Source organism: Streptomyces sp. NPDC051018 (assembly GCF_044456085.1).
Classification (GTDB): Bacteria; Actinomycetota; Actinomycetes; order Streptomycetales; family Streptomycetaceae; genus Streptomyces.
Genome location: NZ_JBITFN010000030.1, coordinates 46974 through 64702, shown reverse-complemented (window position 1 = coordinate 64702; position 17729 = coordinate 46974). Strand labels below are relative to the sequence as shown.

General features: G+C 71.9%; 15 protein-coding genes, 1 tRNA gene and 1 riboswitch. Of the genes, 6 read left to right on the top strand and 10 right to left on the bottom strand.

Features of this window, described 5'->3' with window-relative positions; genetic code table 11:
- Window positions 1-474 precede the first annotated feature (474 nt).
- The 4 genes from ACIBCM_RS32945 to ACIBCM_RS32930 all read left to right on the top strand — a co-directional run bounded on the left by ACIBCM_RS32945 (window position 475) and on the right by ACIBCM_RS32930 (window position 6184).
- Window positions 475-1899 carry an MFS transporter gene (locus ACIBCM_RS32945; RefSeq protein WP_399249735.1) on the top strand — a complete coding sequence of 475 codons (1425 nt, stop codon included), beginning with the start codon at window positions 475-477 and terminating at the stop codon, window positions 1897-1899.
- A 381-nt stretch (window positions 1900-2280) separates the two neighbouring features.
- Window positions 2281-3507 carry an L-2-hydroxyglutarate oxidase gene (lhgO, locus tag ACIBCM_RS32940; protein WP_399249733.1) on the top strand — a complete coding sequence of 409 codons (1227 nt, stop codon included), beginning with the start codon at window positions 2281-2283 and terminating at the stop codon, window positions 3505-3507.
- 226 nt (window positions 3508-3733) lie between these two features.
- Window positions 3734-4543 carry a tRNA (guanosine(46)-N7)-methyltransferase TrmB gene (gene trmB, locus ACIBCM_RS32935; RefSeq protein ID WP_399249731.1) on the top strand — a complete coding sequence of 270 codons (810 nt, stop codon included), beginning with the start codon at window positions 3734-3736 and terminating at the stop codon, window positions 4541-4543.
- 384 nt (window positions 4544-4927) lie between these two features.
- Window positions 4928-6184 carry a PrsW family intramembrane metalloprotease gene (locus ACIBCM_RS32930; RefSeq protein ID WP_399249729.1) on the top strand — a complete coding sequence of 419 codons (1257 nt, stop codon included), beginning with the start codon at window positions 4928-4930 and terminating at the stop codon, window positions 6182-6184.
- 359 nt (window positions 6185-6543) lie between these two features.
- Here ACIBCM_RS32930 and ACIBCM_RS32925 read toward each other — a convergent pair whose 3' ends face one another.
- The 7 genes from ACIBCM_RS32925 to ACIBCM_RS32895 form a co-directional block, all read right to left on the bottom strand.
- Window positions 6544-7587: a M23 family metallopeptidase gene (locus ACIBCM_RS32925; RefSeq protein ID WP_399249727.1), complete on the bottom strand. Its 1044-nt coding sequence runs from the start codon at window positions 7585-7587 to the stop codon at window positions 6544-6546.
- Window positions 7588-7598: 11 nt separating this feature from the next.
- Window positions 7599-7745, bottom strand: a riboswitch (cyclic di-AMP (ydaO/yuaA leader).
- Between the two features lie 273 nt (window positions 7746-8018).
- Window positions 8019-9179 carry a PP2C family protein-serine/threonine phosphatase gene (locus tag ACIBCM_RS32920; RefSeq protein ID WP_399249725.1) on the bottom strand — a complete coding sequence of 387 codons (1161 nt, stop codon included), beginning with the start codon at window positions 9177-9179 and terminating at the stop codon, window positions 8019-8021.
- Between the two features lie 457 nt (window positions 9180-9636).
- Window positions 9637-9710: transfer RNA gene (locus ACIBCM_RS32915), tRNA-Met, on the bottom strand.
- 97 nt (window positions 9711-9807) lie between these two features.
- Window positions 9808-10563, bottom strand: a complete 756-nt coding sequence (locus tag ACIBCM_RS32910; RefSeq protein ID WP_399249723.1) for a MerR family transcriptional regulator — start codon at window positions 10561-10563, stop codon at window positions 9808-9810.
- A gap of 204 nt (window positions 10564-10767) precedes the next feature.
- Window positions 10768-12000, bottom strand: coding sequence for an RNA polymerase sigma factor (locus ACIBCM_RS32905; RefSeq protein ID WP_399249721.1), 1233 nt, complete (start codon window positions 11998-12000; stop codon window positions 10768-10770).
- 148 nt (window positions 12001-12148) lie between these two features.
- Window positions 12149-12562: a YciI family protein gene (locus ACIBCM_RS32900; protein ID WP_399249719.1), complete on the bottom strand. Its 414-nt coding sequence runs from the start codon at window positions 12560-12562 to the stop codon at window positions 12149-12151.
- 376 nt (window positions 12563-12938) lie between these two features.
- Window positions 12939-13214 (bottom strand): hypothetical protein, encoded by a 276-nt coding sequence (locus ACIBCM_RS32895; RefSeq protein ID WP_399249717.1) that lies wholly within the window; start codon window positions 13212-13214, stop codon window positions 12939-12941.
- Between the two features lie 441 nt (window positions 13215-13655).
- Here ACIBCM_RS32895 and ACIBCM_RS32890 point away from each other — a divergent pair, with 441 nt between their 5' ends.
- Window positions 13656-14438 (top strand): HNH endonuclease family protein, encoded by a 783-nt coding sequence (locus tag ACIBCM_RS32890; RefSeq protein WP_399249715.1) that lies wholly within the window; start codon window positions 13656-13658, stop codon window positions 14436-14438.
- 447 nt (window positions 14439-14885) lie between these two features.
- On the opposite strand, the gene ACIBCM_RS32885 is transcribed toward ACIBCM_RS32890, so the two are convergent.
- The 3 genes from ACIBCM_RS32885 to ACIBCM_RS32875 all read right to left on the bottom strand — a co-directional run bounded on the left by ACIBCM_RS32885 (window position 14886) and on the right by ACIBCM_RS32875 (window position 16916).
- Window positions 14886-16007: a methyltransferase domain-containing protein gene (locus ACIBCM_RS32885; RefSeq protein WP_399249713.1), complete on the bottom strand. Its 1122-nt coding sequence runs from the start codon at window positions 16005-16007 to the stop codon at window positions 14886-14888.
- A 164-nt stretch (window positions 16008-16171) separates the two neighbouring features.
- Complete coding sequence (locus ACIBCM_RS32880; RefSeq protein WP_399249711.1) at window positions 16172-16624, bottom strand: NUDIX domain-containing protein; 453 nt, start codon at window positions 16622-16624, stop codon at window positions 16172-16174.
- Window positions 16625-16739: 115 nt separating this feature from the next.
- A complete protein-coding gene (locus ACIBCM_RS32875) occupies window positions 16740-16916 on the bottom strand; it encodes a hypothetical protein (RefSeq protein WP_399249709.1) in 177 nt (58 codons plus the stop codon).
- Between the two features lie 245 nt (window positions 16917-17161).
- Here ACIBCM_RS32875 and ACIBCM_RS32870 point away from each other — a divergent pair, with 245 nt between their 5' ends.
- Window positions 17162-17614: a hypothetical protein gene (locus ACIBCM_RS32870; protein ID WP_399249707.1), complete on the top strand. Its 453-nt coding sequence runs from the start codon at window positions 17162-17164 to the stop codon at window positions 17612-17614.
- The last annotated feature ends 115 nt before the right edge of the window (window positions 17615-17729 follow it).

The window sequence follows — 17729 nt, the reverse complement described above, 5'->3', positions numbered from 1 at the left end:
CCACTGCCCGCCTCATGGAATGGGCCGTGGGAAGGGCCATGGACAGGATCACGGAACGGGGCACGGACACGGTCATGGGCAGGATCACGGAGTGGGACACGGGCCGGATCACCGATCTCGGCACCCAGAGGCCCGCGCTCAGGCTTCAGGGGCGAACCTGGCGAGGACACGCCATCCGGCCGCCGTTCACGGTGCGTCCACGCCCGGTTCGCCCCAACGCACAACAATCTCGCCATCCGGAACACCGCCCCTTAACGGTCGGGATGCGGCGAACTACGCTGTGTTTACTGATGTTCTGAACCGAGGGGCATATACCGAGCGGGTCGGCCAGCAGCTTTTGCAACCGGGATGCAGCCGGGGGCGGAAGCGGAGCCCACGGCCCCCGACCGGGAGGCGCCCACCGGGGAGGACTCAGTACGAATGCCGCGCGCCGGACAGCGACGCGGCGGCCGTCTGTGTGTCGAGGGGTGGCGCATGTCCAGGGAGCAACGCGGGCCGAACGAAAAGCTCGGCACCGTTCTCGCCCTCGCGGGAATCAGCAACGCCGGGCTCGCCCGGCGGGTCAACGACCTCGGAGCGCAGCGCGGCCTGACACTCCGCTACGACAAGACGTCCGTGGCGAGATGGGTGTCGAAGGGCATGGTGCCGCAGGGCGCCGCGCCCCATCTCATAGCCGCGGCGATCGGCGCGAAGCTCGGCCGGCCCGTGCCGCTGCACGAGATCGGCCTCGCCGACGCGGACCCCGCGCCCGAGGTCGGGCTGGCGTTCCCGCGCGATGTGGGCGCGGCGGTGAAATCGGCGACCGATCTGTACCGCCTCGATCTCGCGGGGCGGCGGGGCGGCAGCGGCGGTATCTGGCAGTCGCTGGCGGGCTCCTTCGCCGTGAGCGCCTACGCGACCCCCGCCTCCCGCTGGCTCATCACGCCCGCCGACTCCTCGGTCGAGCGCTCGCCGGAGGGCACGGCCGCGGAGGACACGGCCACCCGTGTGGGCCACAGCGATGTCGCCAAGCTGCGCGAGGCCGCGGAGGACGCGCGCCGCTGGGACTCCAAGTACGGGGGCGGGGACTGGCGTTCGTCGATGGTCCCCGAGTGCCTGCGGGTGGACGCGGCGCCGCTGCTGCTCGGGTCGTACTCCGACGAGGTGGGCCGCGCGCTGTTCGGCGCGACCGCCGAACTGACCCGGCTGGCGGGCTGGATGGCCTTCGACACCGGGCAGCAGGAGGCGGCCCAGCGGTACTACATCCAGGCGCTGCGCCTCGCCCGCGCGGCGGCGGACGTCCCGCTCGGCGGCTATGTCCTGGCATCGATGTCACTTCAATCCATCTACCGCGGCTTCGCCGACGAGGGAGTCGACCTCGCGCAGGCGGCGCTGGAACGCAATCGCGGGCTCGCCACCGCGCGCACGATGAGCTTCTTCCGGCTGGTGGAGGCGCGGGCGCACGCCAAGGCGAACGACGCGGTCGCGGCGGGGGCCGCGCTCAAGGCGGCGGAGGGCTGGCTGGAGCGGGCGCGGGAGGGCGATCCCGATCCGTCCTGGCTGGGCTTCTACTCGTACGACCGCTTCGCGGCGGACGCGGCCGAGTGCTACCGCGATCTGCGGGCGCCCCGGCAGGTGCGGCGCTTCACCGAGCAGGCGCTCTCGCGGCCGACGGAGGAGTTCGTCCGTTCGCACGGCCTGCGGCTGGTGGTGGGCGCCGTCGCCGAGCTGGAGTCGGGGAACCTGGACGCGGCCTGCGCGGCGGGCACGCGCGCGGTGGAGGTCGCCGGGCGGATCTCGTCGGCGCGGACCACGGAGTACGTACGGGATCTGCTGCACCGGCTCGAACCGTACGGGGACGAGCCCCGGGTGGCGGAACTGCGGGAACGGGCGAGGCCACTGCTGGTGGCGCCGGTGTAGAGGGGGTACGACGGCGTACCGCGTCCGGGGCTCTGGGGGGGGCGCCAGGGCGCGGGCTCCCTGGCCGGCGCGGGCTCCCGGGCCGGTCCCGCGTCGGCGCCGGGCGCTGGGGCGCGGGCTCCGTACCGGCGAAGGGACCCCCGGGTACGGGGCCGCGGTCCGGTGCCGGCGGGCCCCGGACCGGCGCAGGGGCCCATGGGTGCGCGGATTCGAGCCGGTGCCTGCGGCCCCGGACAGGGTTTGGGACCCTGGTGCGGGGTTTCAGGCCGGTGCCGGTCGGCCCGGCCGCCGCGCCGGCCCGCGACTCTCACTTCGGTTTCGGCTGGTTTAACTCCATTGTCAGTGGGCCAGTGCACTATCGGGGTGGGAGGTGGCGCGGTGATGGCGTTCGGGCAGGGCGGTCGGGTCGGGCAGTACTTCGACTGCGATGTGCTGGTGATCGGCGGCGGGATCGTCGGCCTGTCGACGGCGTACGCGCTGACGCGCGCAGCTCCGGGCACCCGGGTGATCGTCCTGGAGAAGGAGCGGGCGACGGCGCTCCACCAGACCGGGCGGAACAGCGGGGTGATCCACAGCGGGATCTACTACCGCCCGGGGTCGCTGAAGGCGCGGTTCGCGGTCACGGGCGCGGCCGAGATGGTGAAGTTCTGCGCCGAGTACGGCATCCCGCACCAGGTCACCGGCAAGCTGATCGTCGCGACCGGGCGGGACGAGCTGCCCCGGCTGCACGCCCTGGTCCAGCGCGGCCGGGAGAACGGGATCCCGGTGCGGGAGCTGGGACCCGCGCAGATCATGGAGTACGAGCCTCAGGTGCGGGGCCTCGCCGCGATCCGGGTCGCCACGACGGGGGTGTGCGACTTCGGGGCGGTCGCGGAGCGGCTGGCCATCGAGGCGGATGCCGCCGGGGCGGAGGTCCGCTGCGGCGAGGAGGTCACCGCGGTGGACCGCCGTCCCTGGGGAGTCGCGGTGCGTACGGCGGCGGGGACGGTGCTCAGGGCGCGGACGCTGGTGAACTGCGCCGGGCTGTACTGCGACCGCGTGGCACGGCTGGCGGGCGACGACCCCGGGATGCGGATCGTGCCCTTCCGGGGGGAGTACTACGAGCTGGCGGATCCCTCGCTGGTACGGGGGCTGGTGTATCCGGTGCCGGATCCGGCGTTCCCCTTCCTGGGCGTCCACCTCACGCGCGGGATCGACGGCGGGGTCCATGTGGGGCCGAACGCGGTGCCCGCCCTGGCCCGCGAGGGCTACCGCTGGCCGGTGGTGCGGCCCGGTGAGCTGGCGGCGACCCTGACCTGGCCGGGATCGTGGCGGATCGCACGGCGCCACTGGCGGTACGGAGCGGGTGAGCTGCGACGCTCGCTGTCCAAGCCCGCCTTCACCGCGGCGGTCCGGCGGCTGCTGCCCTCCGTGACGGAGTCCGGGCTGAGGCCCGTGGCGGCGGGGGTCCGTGCCCAGGCGGTGCTGAGGGACGGGACCCTGGTGGACGACTTCATGATCCGGGAGACACCACGGATCGTGCACGTCCTGAACGCGCCCTCCCCGGCGGCGACGGCGTCCCTCCCGATCGGACGGGAGATCGCGAGACGGGTGCTCGCGGTGAGGTGACCCGGCCGCCCGGCCCGCTCGTCCTTGACCGGCTCGTCCTTGACCGGCCTGTCCTGGGGCCGCTTGTCGCCGGCCCTGACTGCTCCTGGTCCTGCCTGTTCCCAGCCCTGACTGCCCCTGGTCCTGCCTGTTCCCAGCCCTGACTGCCCCTGGTCCCGGCGGGCCGGGTGGGCCCTTCCGGTCGGCCCCCGGGGGCCGGGACCGGGCGGCGTAGAATCGGGGCATTGTGTCTGTGCTTCGAAACCACGCCGCCGATCGCGAATCCGGCGTTCCCCCGCGCCCCCGGAGCGAGCCCCGCTTCCCCGGAGGGCCCGCCGCCGATCCCGCGGGGTCCCATCATGAGCGGCGGATCAGGAGTTTCCAGCCACGGCGGAGCCGGGTGACCGCGGGGCAGGAGGACGCGCTCAAGCGGTTGTGGGGCACCTGGGGCTTCGACATCGACGGTCGGGGCCTCGTCGATCTGGACGCGATGTTCGGCGGGTTGCCCGTCGTGCTGGAGATCGGCTTCGGCATGGGGGAGGCCACTGCCCGTATGGCCGCGGACGACCCGGCGACCGGAATCCTCGCCGTCGATGTGCACACACCGGGCCAGGGCAATCTCCTCGGTCTCGCGGAACGGAACGGCCTGTCCAACATCCGGGTCGCCAACGGTGACGCGATCATCCTGCTCCGGGAGATGCTCGCGCCCCACTCGCTCGACGGCCTGCGCGTCTTCTTCCCCGACCCCTGGCCCAAGAAGCGGCACCACAAGCGGCGCCTGATCCAGCCGGAGTTCCTCACGCTCGCCGCCCGGCATCTCAAGCCCGGCGCCGTCGTGCACTGCGCGACCGACTGGGAGCCGTACGCCGAGCAGATGCTGGAGGTCCTCTCCGCGCACCCCTGCTTCGAGAACACCCGGGAGGACGGCGGTTTCGCCCCCCGCCCCGGTTTCCGGCCGCTGACCCGCTTCGAGGGGCAGGGGCTGGACAAGGGGCACCAGGTGCGTGACCTGCTGTTCCGCCGCCGTGCCGAGCCCTCGCCCGGGGCCGTTTCCTAGACGTCCGCCCCCGAGGGTGCGCGGCGCCGCCGCGAAGGTGTGCGTCGGCAGGTGTGCGTCGGCCGAACCGTGCGGGCCTGCCGGGGCGGCCCCGAACCCCGCCCGCGGCTCCCCGTCCGAGGTGTCTCGTCCCCGTCCCGCCAGGGCGCCTCGCGGCCATGCCCGTCCACGGAACTCCCGGCGCGCAACCGCCGGCCGTCCTCTGCGCCATCGCCAGGTGTCAGTACCTGTCGTTAGGGTCGACGGGTGTACGAGCCGTCGACCCCGCATCCATCGCCGCGCCCGGCGGGCCGACCGCCGCCCCACGCGGCGGATTCACCCGGTCCCTGGGCGGCGGCGCACCCCGCGGTTCCCGCGTTCGACCCGCGGCCGCAGTTCACCGCGATGCCGGAACAGGCCCGCTGGCGTTACAAACCGCGCCGGGCCTCCCGGTTCTGGCACAACAAGGCGGTCCGGGCCGGGATCCTCATCGTGCTGCTCGCGCTGTCCGGACTCGTCATCCTCGCCCTCGTACGCGAGCAGACGGGCACGGAGGGCTTCCTCGTCGGCCTCGCGCTCGCAACCCTGCCCGTACCGCTGCTCGCCACCGTGTTCCGCTGGCTGGACCGGGTCGAACCGGGCCCCTGGCGCAATCTGGTGTTCGCGTTCGCCTGGGGCGCGTTCGCCGCGGCACTCGTCGCGATCATCGCGAACACGTTCGCGACCCGCTGGATAGCCACCACCACCGCCGACCCCACCAGCGCGGACGCTCTCGGGGCGACCGTGATCGCCCCCGTCGTGGAGGAGAGCGCGAAGGCCGCCGCGGTCCTGCTGATCTTCACCTTCCGGCGACGGGACTTCACCGGCCTCGTCGACGGAGTCGTGATCGCCGGTTTCACCGCGACCGGCTTCGCCTTCACCGAGAACATCCTCTATCTGGGCACCGCGTTCGACGAGGACCAGGAGACGGGCTCGTCGGGCTTCGCCTCGGTCACCGCGGCGACCTTCTTCGTACGGATCGTCATGTCCCCGTTCGCGCATCCGCTGTTCACGGTGCTGACCGGTCTGGGTTTCGGTCTCGCCGCCCTGGCGGCGCGGCGCGCGCGGGTGCGGCGGATCGCGCTGCCGCTCACCGGACTCGTGCTGGCGATCGGCATGCACGCGGTGTGGAACGGCTCGGCCTCGCTGCTCGGCCCCTGGGGCTTCTATGTGGTGTACGGGGTGTTCATGGTCCCCGTCTTCGGACTGCTCACCTGGCTGACGATCTGGTCCCGGCAGCGCGAACTGCGCACGATCTCCGCCCAGCTGCCCGCCTACGCGGCCGCCGGCTGGCTGTCACCCAACGAGCCGCCGGCCCTGTCGTCCATGAAGGCCCGCAGGACCGCGCGGGAGATCGCCCGGCGTACGCACGGACCGGGCGCGGCGCACGCGGTGGCGGAGTACCAGCGGTTCGCGACCTCGCTGGCGTTTCTGCGCCACCGGGCCGAGCGGGGTGCCGCGGACCCGGACTTCACCGAGCGGGAGCAGGAACTGCTGCACCACATGTGGCAGCGCAAGGGGATGGCGGGCCCGGCGCTGACCTACGCGGCCCGCGCGACGGGACGGGTGTGGGTGCCGCCCCCGCACCGCGACTACGAGGGGTTCAACCCGTACCGCATCTGAGCCGGTGTGCCCCCACGGCTCGTACGGGAGCGGCCGAGGGGGCGGAAGTGGGAGAGGGTACGGCACCGGCAGCCCTGGCATCGGGGGGTATGCGCCAGGGCTGCCGGAGTTCGGTGATCCGGGCCATCGAGGTGGTCCGGACGGTTGGGCACTCCGTACCGATCCGTTCGGTTCGGCGGTACGGGTCGCGCAGAAGTGGGTCCGTTACGCCGTCCCCTGCCTGGACCCGACGACAGTACAGGCACGAGGACGGACGCAGGCACGAGGACAGGGATGGGGACGAGCACGGGAAGGGACTCAGGTACGGCTCGCCCTGGACGTGTCTCCCGGTCACCGGGGCAGGGAGAGTTCCCGCCGGATCAGAGGGTGAGGCCCTTGCTCCGCAGCCAGGACGCCGGGTCGATCGTGCTCCCGCCGGGCGTCTTGACCTCGAGGTGCAGATGGGCGCCGGTCACATTGCCGGTCGCGCCGACGCGGCCAATCGTTTCGCCCGAGCCGACCTTCTGGCCCGCGCTCGCGTTGATGGACGACAGGTGCGCGTACATCACCTCCGTACCGTCGTTCAGCTCCAGCACGATGCGGTAGCCGTACGACCCGGACCAGCCCGCAGCCTTGATGGTGCCGCTGGTCACGGCCTTGACGGGGGTGCCCGTCGGGGCGGCGAAGTCGAGGCCGGTGTGCTGGCCCGAGGACCAGAGCGAGCCCGACTGGCCGAAGGAGGAGGTGATCGTGTACGAGGAGGTCGGCAGCGAGAAGCTCTTCGCGAGCTTGGCGAGACGCTCGGCCTCCGCCTTGGCCTTCGCCTCCGCCTCGGCCTTCTTCTTCTTGGCCTCCGCCTCGGCCCTGGCCTTGGCCTCCGCCTTCCTCGCCTCGGCGGCGGCCTTCTCGGCCGCGGCCCTCTCCTCCGCGGCCTTCTTCTCCGCGTCCGCCTGGGACTGCTGCTGCTCGGCCTGCTGAAGGATGCGGGAGCGCAGGGCCTCACCGGCGCCCTGGGCCTGGTCACTCGTCCCGGCGCCCTCGGTGGCCTCGGCAGCGCTGCCGCCGATGGTGCCCATCGCGGCGAGCGCGGTGCCGGCGTCACCGTCACCGCCACCGGAGTCCTCGGACGGCTTCAGGCCGTCGGGCAGGTTCTCCGCGAAGCCGTCGGGGAGGGAGATGGAGACCGCGGGCTTGTTCTGCGCGGTGGCGATACCACCCGCGCCGACCGCCGCGATCACCCCGACACCGAGCACCGTGGAGCTGCGGGCGATTCCGCCCCGCTGCTTCATGACACGGTGGCGGCCACGCACCGGACGGACTGAGTCCGCCGTGGGGTTCCACTCTCCGAAGGACCGTTCGGCCCCTTCTCGGCTGAAGACACCGGACCTGGCGGGTGCCTCCGGGGCAGGACTGTTGGACGCCACTGAGGCGTTCTCCTTTCCTTCCTTCTCGCCTACCGGGTTAGCTGACGGGTTCGGAGCAGGAAGGTCTCCTACGAGTTCCTCCGCAGGGTGCGAAGGCGCCCGATTCACCCCAAAAGGTGGTTCCCCGGTTCCCTTGCGGGATTCGGCGCACGCGCACGGCGCCGTCCTGACGACGGCTGGGACAACCGCGCTGCGTTATCGAACGTTAATAGACACGGGGACCGGATTCCAAGCCGTTCCGGTGGATCGCTCGTGACCGGGCGCCGGACCAACCGGGACACAAGCGACCGGAGTCGGGCGACTTGATGCCCACTCGGCCGACATCACATCGCTGATGGTTCATCACATGCCGAACAGAAGGCCGTACTTCACTACCCGCAGTACGGGGGCCGGGATGAGAACAGTTTCATCGAGGCGTTGCCCGCCCCTCATCACCGGAGACCGTCCGGCGCTCCCGGCTGTGGGACAACCGACACCGTTCTCCGGCGTGTCGGCTGCCGTTCACCCGCCCGGGTGAGGGCCAGCATCGCCATGTCGTCCGTGGCGCCGCCGCCCGTATGCCGGCGTACATCCTCGACCAGGGCGTCCAGCAGCTCCCCCGGGCCGGGAAAAATCCGGCCGGCCAGCCGGATGCCGGGCTCGTAGAAGACCCCGGCCGCGTTTCTTGCCTCGGAGAGCCCGTCCGTGTAGATCAGCAGGGTGGATCCCGCCGGCAGGGGATACTCCTCGGCCCGGTCCGGCCACTCCCCCAGCTCGCCCATGCCGAGCGGCAGCGCGGGCTCACGCGGCGCCAGCTCCTCCAGCAGACCGTCACCGTGCAGCATCAGCGGCTCGGGATGACCCCTGTTCACCAGGCGTACGGCGCCCCGCCCCCGTGGGATCTCCGCGAGTACGGCGGTGGCGAACCCCTCGAACGTGTCCAGGCTGCCCCGCCTCTTGGCCTCACGGACGAGCGCTCGTTCCAGTCGCTCGGCCACACCCTCCAGCGAACTCTCCTGCTCGGCCGCCTCCCTGAATGCGCCGATGATCACGGCCACCGTCTCAACGGCCCCCAGCCCCTTCCCCCGTACGTCCCCCACCACCAGCCGCACACCGTGCGGAGTGTCCTGCACGGCGTAGAGGTCGCCCCCGATGAAGGCGTCGGCGAGCGCGGCCTCGTACCGCGCGGCGATCTGGAGCCCGCCGATCTCCTCGGCGGGCGTGGGCAGCACGGCGCGCTGCGCGGCCTCGGCGATGACCCGCGCCGAGGCGAGCCGCTGCCCGCTGCGGCGCACGACCCGGTTGATCAGTAAGGCGAGCAGCGAGACGGTGACCACGGTGGTCAGCTCGGTGTATCCGGCGGACTGCGTGAGCGTCTTGTCGTACAGATGCAGCGACAGCTCCGCGAGGGACGCCGTGATCCCGGTCAGCAGGGTGTTGGTCCAGGAGAAGAAGGGGGCCGCGACCAGCGGGGCCGCGGCGAACAGCGGCACGCCGGTGAAGTTCTCCGGCGCCAGCAGGTCATGGGTCACCCCGCCGACGATCATCAGCACCGGCAGTACGCGGAGGAAGCGGCGGGCGCCGAATCCACTGCGCTGCTCCACGTCCGCCAAGGGTGCACTCCTCCCCGGTCCGCCCGCGCGGCAGCGGCCCGGTACCGCGCCCCCTCCAGGTTCGCCCCAACCGGGCCGGGGAGCGAGCCGCCATCGGCCGAATGGGGTACGGACACGACCTCCGGCCACCGGTTCCGATTCCGGTTCCGGTTCTGGACCGGGTCGATGTCTGGAACGGGCTACCGCTTGTAGCTCTGGCTCTGGCTCCGATTCCGGTTCCTGCTCCAGTTCCGGTTCGGGTTCCGTCAGGTGCTGACCGTCGGGCCGGGGCCTTGTCACACCGCACGAGCGGGGGTGCGCAACGCCGTCGTACAGGGTCATGGGCTCCGTGGATCGGCCATGCGCCGGGGGACGGACGACGAGTGTGACGTCGGCACACGTCGGCGGGGAGGGCAAGCCGTGGGACAACACGCCGATGGCCCGGCACTCCATCGAGTGCCGGGCCATCGGCTTTCAGTAGCGGGGACAGGATTTGAACCTGCGACCTCTGGGTTATGAGCCCAGCGAGCTACCGAGCTGCTCCACCCCGCGTCGGTGAACACAACCCTACGCCATCCGGAGCAAGATCCACTCCCATTTTCGACGCGGTGGCCCTCGAAAGCCGGAATCCGGCTCGGGGAGGCGGGGGTCAGTCGGTGAGATGGCGCTCCCCATAGACCGTCATGGCGTCCCGGACGAAGGCGGCCGTTCCCTCCCCGTACTTGTCGTAGTTGGCGCCGAAACGCTCGTCGGCGACGTACATCTCACCGAGCCCGATGAAATGTTCCCTGCTCAGCGCGCCGATGGCGCCCGTCGCCGCCTGCCACTCGTACATCCGGGCGGTGATCGCCTGCACCTCGTCGCTGTCGGCGGGCCTGCCGTCCTTCAGGGCCAGGGCGTAGTCCCTGGCGATCGCCTCGTGCTCCTCCCGGTGGTCGCGCCTCTGGCTCTCGTCGAGCGAACGCCACCAGCGGTCGCCCCGCTCGTACGCCTCCCGGCCCCAGCTCTCGGTCACCTCCCGCTCGTACCGCGAGTGGTCGAAGCCGTCGAGCACTTCCTCGGCCATGAGTTCCTCCCCCTTCTCGGTCTTGTGGAGAGTGGTCCGCACCGAGGCGATCTGCCGCCCGATGCGCTCGCGCTCCTGCTCCAGCAGCCGCAGATGGGCGCGGAGCGCGGCGGTGGTGTCGCGCTGCCCTTCGAGCACCTCGGCGATCGCGGACAGCCCGAGACCCAGCTCGCGCAGCAGCAGAATCCGCTGGAGGCGCACCAGCGCGTCCGGACCGTAGTAGCGATAGCCGTTACGGCCGACACGGCTGGGTTCCAGCAAGCCGATGTCGTCGTAGTGCCGCAGAGTCCGGCTCGTCGTGCCGGCTCGGCGGGCGATTTCCTGGATCGACCACTCCATGTCCTGAACGGTAGATCTTGACGTTACGTCAAGGTCAAGCGCCGGGACCGAGCGGGCGGAAGGGGTGGTCCGGGTCCTGGTGGGGGCAGACACGGGCGCGGTTCACAGGCCTGTCCGTACGTCGGCCACCGGCAGGCGGTTCGCGGGTGAACCCGCAGGTCAGCTCCTGCGTCGACCCGTGGATCAGGGGGATCGGTCCGCGGGTCAGGGCTCCAGGCGGGCCGCGCAGCCCCGGAGATAGCGTTCCTCCGGCAGGCTGAGCGTACGCTCCGCGGCACGGCGGTAGGCATCGCGTGCGCCCTGTGTGTCGCCGGACCGCTCCAGCAGATGCGCGCGGACCGAGTCGAGCCGGTGGTGGCCCGCGAGCCGGTCCTCCAGTCCGGCGACCTCGGCGAGCCCGGCCTCGGGCCCGCGTACCATCGCGACGGCCACGGCCCGCCCCAGCTCGGCCATCGGTTCCGGGGCCAGACGTACGAGCAGGTCGTACAGCGCGAGAATCTGCGGCCAGTCGGTGTCCTCGGGGCGCTCCGCCTCGTCGTGGAGGGCCGCGATCGCCGCCTGGAGCTGATACGGCCCGGCGGGTCCCTGCCCGAGGGCCTTCTCCACCAGGGCGATGCCCTCCTCGATGGCCTTGTGGTCCCAGCGGGTGCGGTCCTGTTCGTCGAGCGGGATCAGCTCGCCCTGTGCCCCGGAGCGGGCGGCACTGCGCGCCTCCGTGAGCAGCATCAGCGCCAGCAGCCCGGTGACCGAACCCTCGCGCGGCAGCAGCCGCCGCACCGCACGGGTCAGCCGGATCGCCTCCCGGGCCAGGTCGGAGCGGTGCAGCGCGGTGCCCGATGTGGCCGTATAGCCCTCGTTGAAGATCAGATAGAGGATCTGGAGCACGGCGGCCAGCCGCTGATCACGGTCCTCGGGCCGCGGCGGCTGAAACGGCACTCCCCTGACCTTCTGCTTGGCCCGGCTGATCCGCTGGGCCATCGTCGCCTCCGGCACCAGGTGCGCACGGGCGATCTCGGCGGTGGTCAGCCCGCCGACCACGCGCAGCGTCAGCGCGATCTGCGCGGCGGGGCTGAGATCGGGGTGGCAGCAGAGAAAGAGCAGCGTGAGGGTGTCGTCCTCGGACGGTGCACGGCTCTCACCGGGCGGCGGCGCGGTGAACGCGTCACGCGGGGCGAGGCTCGCGGCGGTCTCCTCGCGCCGCCGCCGCGCCTCCTCACCGCGCAGCAGATCCGTCAGTCTGCGCGAGGCGACCCTGATCAGCCAGCCGCGCGGATTGTCGGGGATTCCGCTGGCGGGCCACTGTTCGGCGGCGGCGAGCAGTGCCTCCTGTACGGAGTCCTCGGCGAGGCCGAAGTGCCCGTAACGCCGCACCAGCGCACCGAGGACCTGCGGCGCGTGGTGGCGCAGCAGGTCCTCGATCGTGGTCGTGCGGTTCATTCAGACGTGGGTACCACACCCGGGCGCCACACACACCTCACCGACGTCCTCCGGCCATCCGGTTCCGGTCGGCCGTCGCGGTCGGCCGTCGCGGTCGGCCGTCGCGGTCGGCCGTCGCGGTCGGTCCTCCAGGGGAGGACCGGTCCGGTCAGTCGCCGGCGGGCGCTTGCGGGATGGCGCGGATGACGACCGGGCTGGGGACGGAGCCCTCGGGAACCGGACAGGTGACGACCCTCGCGGCGATCTCCGTGACCCGGTCCAGGCTCGCGCAGTCGAGCACCCAGTAACCGGCGATCACTTCCTTGGTCTCGCTGTAGGGGCCGTCCGTGACGACCGGCCGCCCGTCCTTGCCCGCCAGGACGAAACGGGTCTCGGCGGGGTCGGCGAGCCCGTTGGCGTCGACCAGCTCGCCGGACTCTGCGAGGTCGTTGTTGACGGCCCCCATGAACGCGAACATCTCCTGGAGTTCCTTCTCGCTCCAGGCGGGGTTGCCCGGGGAGGCCTTGCCCGCCATGGCCGCGTAGCCCGCCTGGCTGCCCTGGACCATCACCAGATACTTCATGACGTCACTCCCTCGATGGTGGGTTGCCCTCTCCCGGGCAACTCTCACAGGGGACGTCGGAGCCGGCTCCGGGTTCTCGACATGCCTCGCGAGAATTTCCGCGACTTTTTTCAGCGACTTTTTTCGGCGGGCGGGGCCGGGCGGGGCCGAGGGCTTCCGGCAGGGCGGGACGGTGGCGCCGAGGGGCCTCCGGCGGGGCGGCCGGAGGACTTTCGGAGGGCTTTCGGCGGGCTTTCGGCGGGCGGGGCCGGTGGGCGGGGCCGGTGGGCAGGTCCGGGCGGGCGGGGCCGGTGGGCTTTCGGCGGGCGGGCCGGGCGCACGGGACGCCCTTCGGCCCGGGCGCGGTACCGGGAAGGGCGGAAAGCGGCGGGGACCGCTACTGGATCGCGCCCGCGACCTGGGTGACGGGGTCGGTGAGCGGGGCGAGCCGGTTGGGCACCTCCATCAGCTGGTTGAGCTGGTTGAGTTCCTTGAGCTTGTTCAGCTGGCTGAGGGAGGTCGCCTCGGCGGCCGTCCGGTCGGCGGCCGACTGCCCGGACCCGGTGCCCGGCTGCCCGGAGGCGTGGCCCGCGGCGTTCGCCCCGGTGACGGTCATGGCGGAGGCCCCGGCGGCGAGGACGACCGCGGCGAGGATGCGCTGTGTCTTGTTCATGTCGGGGACAACGGTTCCGGGGGACGGGTGGTCACGGGCGGCGGGTGGTCGCGGCCCGCGGCGAGGTCGGTCCCGGGCCGCCGCTGAGGTCGGTCCCGGGCCGCCGCAAGGTCGGTCGCGGGGCGGGCGGGGAACGTGGGGGACGGAGGGACGGAGGGACGGCGAACGGGAGCGGACCGGACCGGGCCCACGGCGCCGGTCGGAGTCCGGGGCATGCGCCGGGCGCGGGCCGGGCCGGGCGCCCACAGGGTGGTGGGCGTGGTACGGAGGCGGTGGGGGCGCTCAGTGGTGGGTGCGCGGGCGGGTGCGCCCCGGGGCGTACGACCCAGGCGCGCGAACGCACACGGGGAAACGTTTCTACGGTGAACTCGCACGCCCAAGTGGCGCAGTTGTTCGGTTCAGTTCCCCTCGTGAGGGTGATGCGCACGTACTCAAGTTGACGTGATCAAGAACCTGACGCGCGCCACCACGGCCGCGGTCCTCACGTTTCTGCCCCTCGCTCTCACCACAACGCCCGTCGCCCATGCGGCTTCCACGGCCCCGCCGGCCCCCGCGGCTGTGACGGCCGCGGAGACCGCGACGCCTGCGACGCCCTCGACCGCTCTGGTGCCGCAGGCCGTTCCGGCGGTCCGCACCGCTCGCGCTGCCGAGACGCTGCCACTCGTCATCGCGGTGAGCCGGCTGTCGGTCGCCCTGGAGAACAGAGAAGGCTACGAGCGCGAATCGTTCAGGCACTGGAACGCCGGCCTCGACCCGCGCGACGGCTGCAACACCCGGGCCGAGGTCCTGATCGCGGAGGCCGTCGAGGCACCGGCTGTGGGCGCCAGATGCGCGCTGACCGGCGGTTCCTGGTGGTCGTACTACGACGACCAGGTCGTGACGCCGGCCGGTGCCCTGGACATCGACCACATGGTCCCGCTGGCCGAGGCATGGGACTCGGGCGCGTACGCCTGGACGGCCGCGCGCCGGGAGGCGTACGCCAACGACCAGGGAGCGCCCGCCTCGCTCGTCGCCGTCACCGCGCGCTCCAACCGCCAGAAGGCCGACCAGGACCCCGCCGACTGGCTGCCGCCGTCGCCGGACGCCCTCTGCCGGTACCTCACCGAATGGACCGCGACCAAGCTCCGCTGGGGTCTGTCGGTCGACGAGAACGAGCAGGACCGGCTGTTCGCCCTCGCCGTCGGCTGCGCCGATCACGAGGTCACCTACGAGCCCGCGCCGTAGCCGCGCGCCCGGGCCCCTTCCACCGGGAGGGGCCCGGACCGGTGTCTTCTCCGCGGGAAACCGGACCGGTGTCTTCTCCGGAAGAAAGGGGGTCGGGCCGGTCTTCTCCGCCGGAAGGGGCCGTTCGGGGCCGTCCCCGGAGGGGTGGGCCGGACCGGGCCACCCTGCTCGGCCCCGACACCCGGGACACGGCTGTCCGATGCGCCGGGATCCCCGCGTCCGTACGTCCCGGACCAGGCGCCCCTCCGTCCCGCGCCGGCGTGCACCGGATGCCGGAAGACCCCCGGCCCCGGGGCGCCCGGCGCGGTGATGACTCGGCCCGCGCGTCCGTCCGTGTGTCAGGCTGTCCGCCCGCCCCCGCCTGTTCACCCGTACGGCCTGCCCCCGCCTGTTCACCCGTACGGCGTGTCCGCGATGTCCCCGGAGGGCGGAGTCCTCAGCACCCGCTCACTTCCCGGTGCTTCCGTCGCTCTCGCTGACCACTGCAACCTCTGTGGCCTCTGTGACCTCTACAGTCCCTGTGAACTCGGTCGTCTGGGGCGTCTCCGCGACCACGACGTACAGCGTCACGGCGGCGAAGAAGGGTTCCTCGGCGAGGTGGTCGAGCCACGGCTGTGCCGCGTCGGCGGGCAGATACCCGGCCGCGACGGCGCGTTCGGTGTTCCGCTGGAGGCCGAGGATGTCGTCGGCGGCGCCCACCTCGCGGAAGACCGAGGTCACCGGGACGACCGAGGTGACCGTGAACCCGGCTTCCTCTGCGAGCCGGGGCAGTTGCCGCCCGATGACCCCGTTGCGGACGATCCGGTCGGTGATGTGCCGGGTGTAGGCGCGCGCGATGTCGAGGTCGGGGCCGTCGATCGCCAGCGAGTCCCAGTCCGGCTCCCCCATGACGAGCCGCCCGCCGGGGCGCAGCACGCGCCGGGCCTCCGCGAGGGCCCGGCCCGGGTCCTCGACATGCTGGAGCACCCGGTCGGTACGTGCCCGGTCGACGCTCCGGTCGGCCAGGGGAAGCCGGTGGAGGTCGCCCTTCCGTACGTCCACGGCGGACAGGCCTGATGTACGCCGGCGCGCCCGGTCGACCATCTCCTCGCTGAGGTCGACGCCGATGACCGCGCCGGACGGGGTGACCGCCCGCGCCAGGGATTCCAGATCCGTTCCGGGCCCGCACCCCAGGTCGGCCACCGACTGACCGGCCCGGAGGCCGAGGGTGTGCAGCATGACGTGCTTGTACGAACTGGCCGCGGTGCTCGCCGCCACCCGGTCGAGGTACCGGATCTCGTCCGGCGTCGTGGCTTCGAAGACATGGCCGCTCACCCTGGCCATGGACCGCGCCTTCCGCTCCAGTACGCCCCGTCCCAGATCCGTCAGCCGGAACGGCCGCCGCCGCCCCTGCCCCTCCAACGGCTCCACCAGCCGCTTGTCCTCCAGCCTCGCGAGGGCCCCGTACAGACTCCCCGCTCCGAGGCGGCGGCCGGACAGCTTCTCGATGGCGGTGTTGACGGCGTAGCCGTGCAAGGGGCCGTCGGCGAGGGCGGACAGGACAAGGGTCTGGGCGTCTTGGGTGCGCATACTTGATAGTACGTACTGCGTAGTACATGGCACGTACTATCACCGCATCACGAACGCCGACCGGAAGCCACGGCCCTGGGGGGCCACCCACTTCTCACCGGTCCCGGGCTCTTCCCACCGGTCGCAGGCCCCCTGCCGTCTGTCTCCGCCGTCGGCCGTCCCGGTCAGCTCTGCGGGCGGCGGATCAGACTCAGATGGGACTCCTGCACTCCTTCCGGCAGGTCGTCCGGCTCGCACCACCGCGCCTCCAGGATCTCGAACGGGTCGATGTCGAGGGTCCCGCCGACGAGCCGCGCCTCGTAGGCCACCTCCACCCGGAGCCGGTAGCCGCTGGTGAGCCGCACCAGCTCACCGGTCTCCACATCGAGCCCGGTCTCCTCCTTGACCTCCCGGACCACCGTGCGGGGAAGTTCCTCGCCCTTGACCGCGTATCCGGTGGGAAGCCCCCACTGCCGTCCCGCGGCCCACATCCGGTGCCGCAGCAGAAGTACCCGCCCCCGCTCGTCCCGCACCACCCCGGTGACCCCGACCATGAACTTCGCGTGCGCCAGCCACAGCACCCGCCACTGGACCGAACCGCGCATCAGGTGCCAGATACGTGCGATGAGCCGTTTCATGCCTCTACACCTTCAGGAGTCCGGGTTACGGGACCGAGCCGGTCGGACGATCCACCATGCCCCATCCGGCGAACCCGGGCCCATCCGCCCTCGGTGCCCCTGTCCGTGAACCATGTCAGGAGGGGGAAGCAACGCTCACAGCGGCACGTACCGCCTTGTTGGCGGGAGTCAGGGCACGCTGGAGACGGGGCTCGCCCGGGTGGACGGGTCGCTCGCTCTGCTGGTGCAGCACGGAGACCAGACGGACCGGAAGCTCGACGACCACGAGTCGCGGCTCGATGCGCTGGAGCACCAGCTGTGGCCGTTGCCGTCGGTGGCTGCGGTCACGGCCGTGTGCGCTCTGGGTGCGTCGCTGTACCCCCGGCCGCTGACCCTCCCCTCTTACTCCCGCCCCCTGTCCGGCCCCTTCGTGAGGTCCGGGCGGGGGGCTTTCGTGCATCCATCTCCCATGACTGTGCACGGGTATCCATGGAGTCCGGTGGCGCTGTGCCAGCACCCTGATGTTCCGGCAATCTCCCCTCTGTTTCAGGAGAACTCATGCTCGGACGAACACGAACACGAACACGAACACGCGTCGCCGGCGCGCTTGCCGCGGCGGCCCTCACCGTTGGCATCAGCCAGGCGCCCGCGAGCGCGGGCGAGACCGGTGCCCTGGACTACCTCCAGGCGGTCAGCTACGGCAACTGCTGGGGCGGATTTGTACACATAGACATCACTCCTGATGGGTCACATGCAGGCCTCCCGAACTCGGACATCTCGGGGTACGGCAATGTGTGGGAGCAGACCAACTGCGCCAGTTGGATCGACTCAGGTGTGATCCAGTGGTCAGGGAAGCTGTGGCGTTCAGGCGCCTGGCAGAACTTCGGCTGGGAAGTCGCACCCTGGTGGGGGACTCACTACAACGTCACTTCCGTGGACTCGAACAGCGTCCGATTCCGGGTCTGCAACGTCAAGAACGGCGTGATCTCCGGCTGCGCAAGGCTGACCTGACTCCGACCACGACACCGTCCCTACCCTCATCACGCGGGGGCGGGGGCGGTTTCGTCGTTCACGGGCCTGGCCGCCGGGGCTGGCACGGTGATCTACCAGTCCGGGCCCGGCCGGG

Excerpts from the sequence above, each read along its gene's own strand:
- ACIBCM_RS32895 (WP_399249717.1), bottom strand. The coding sequence starts at position 13,214 with ATGAACAAGACACAGCGCATCCTCGCCGCGGTCGTCCTCGCCGCCGGG.
- ACIBCM_RS32910 (WP_399249723.1), bottom strand. The coding sequence starts at position 10,563 with ATGGAGTGGTCGATCCAGGAAATCGCCCGCCGAGCCGGCACGACGAGC.
- ACIBCM_RS32885 (WP_399249713.1), bottom strand. The coding sequence starts at position 16,007 with ATGCGCACCCAAGACGCCCAGACCCTTGTCCTGTCCGCCCTCGCCGAC.
- ACIBCM_RS32945 (WP_399249735.1), top strand. The coding sequence starts at position 475 with ATGTCCAGGGAGCAACGCGGGCCGAACGAAAAGCTCGGCACCGTTCTC.
- ACIBCM_RS32880 (WP_399249711.1), bottom strand. The coding sequence starts at position 16,624 with ATGAAACGGCTCATCGCACGTATCTGGCACCTGATGCGCGGTTCGGTC.
- lhgO (WP_399249733.1), top strand. The coding sequence starts at position 2,281 with ATGGCGTTCGGGCAGGGCGGTCGGGTCGGGCAGTACTTCGACTGCGAT.
- ACIBCM_RS32930 (WP_399249729.1), top strand. The coding sequence starts at position 4,928 with ATGCCGGAACAGGCCCGCTGGCGTTACAAACCGCGCCGGGCCTCCCGG.
- ACIBCM_RS32905 (WP_399249721.1), bottom strand. The coding sequence starts at position 12,000 with ATGAACCGCACGACCACGATCGAGGACCTGCTGCGCCACCACGCGCCG.
- ACIBCM_RS32900 (WP_399249719.1), bottom strand. The coding sequence starts at position 12,562 with ATGAAGTATCTGGTGATGGTCCAGGGCAGCCAGGCGGGCTACGCGGCC.
- ACIBCM_RS32870 (WP_399249707.1), top strand. The coding sequence starts at position 17,162 with ATGCTCGGACGAACACGAACACGAACACGAACACGCGTCGCCGGCGCG.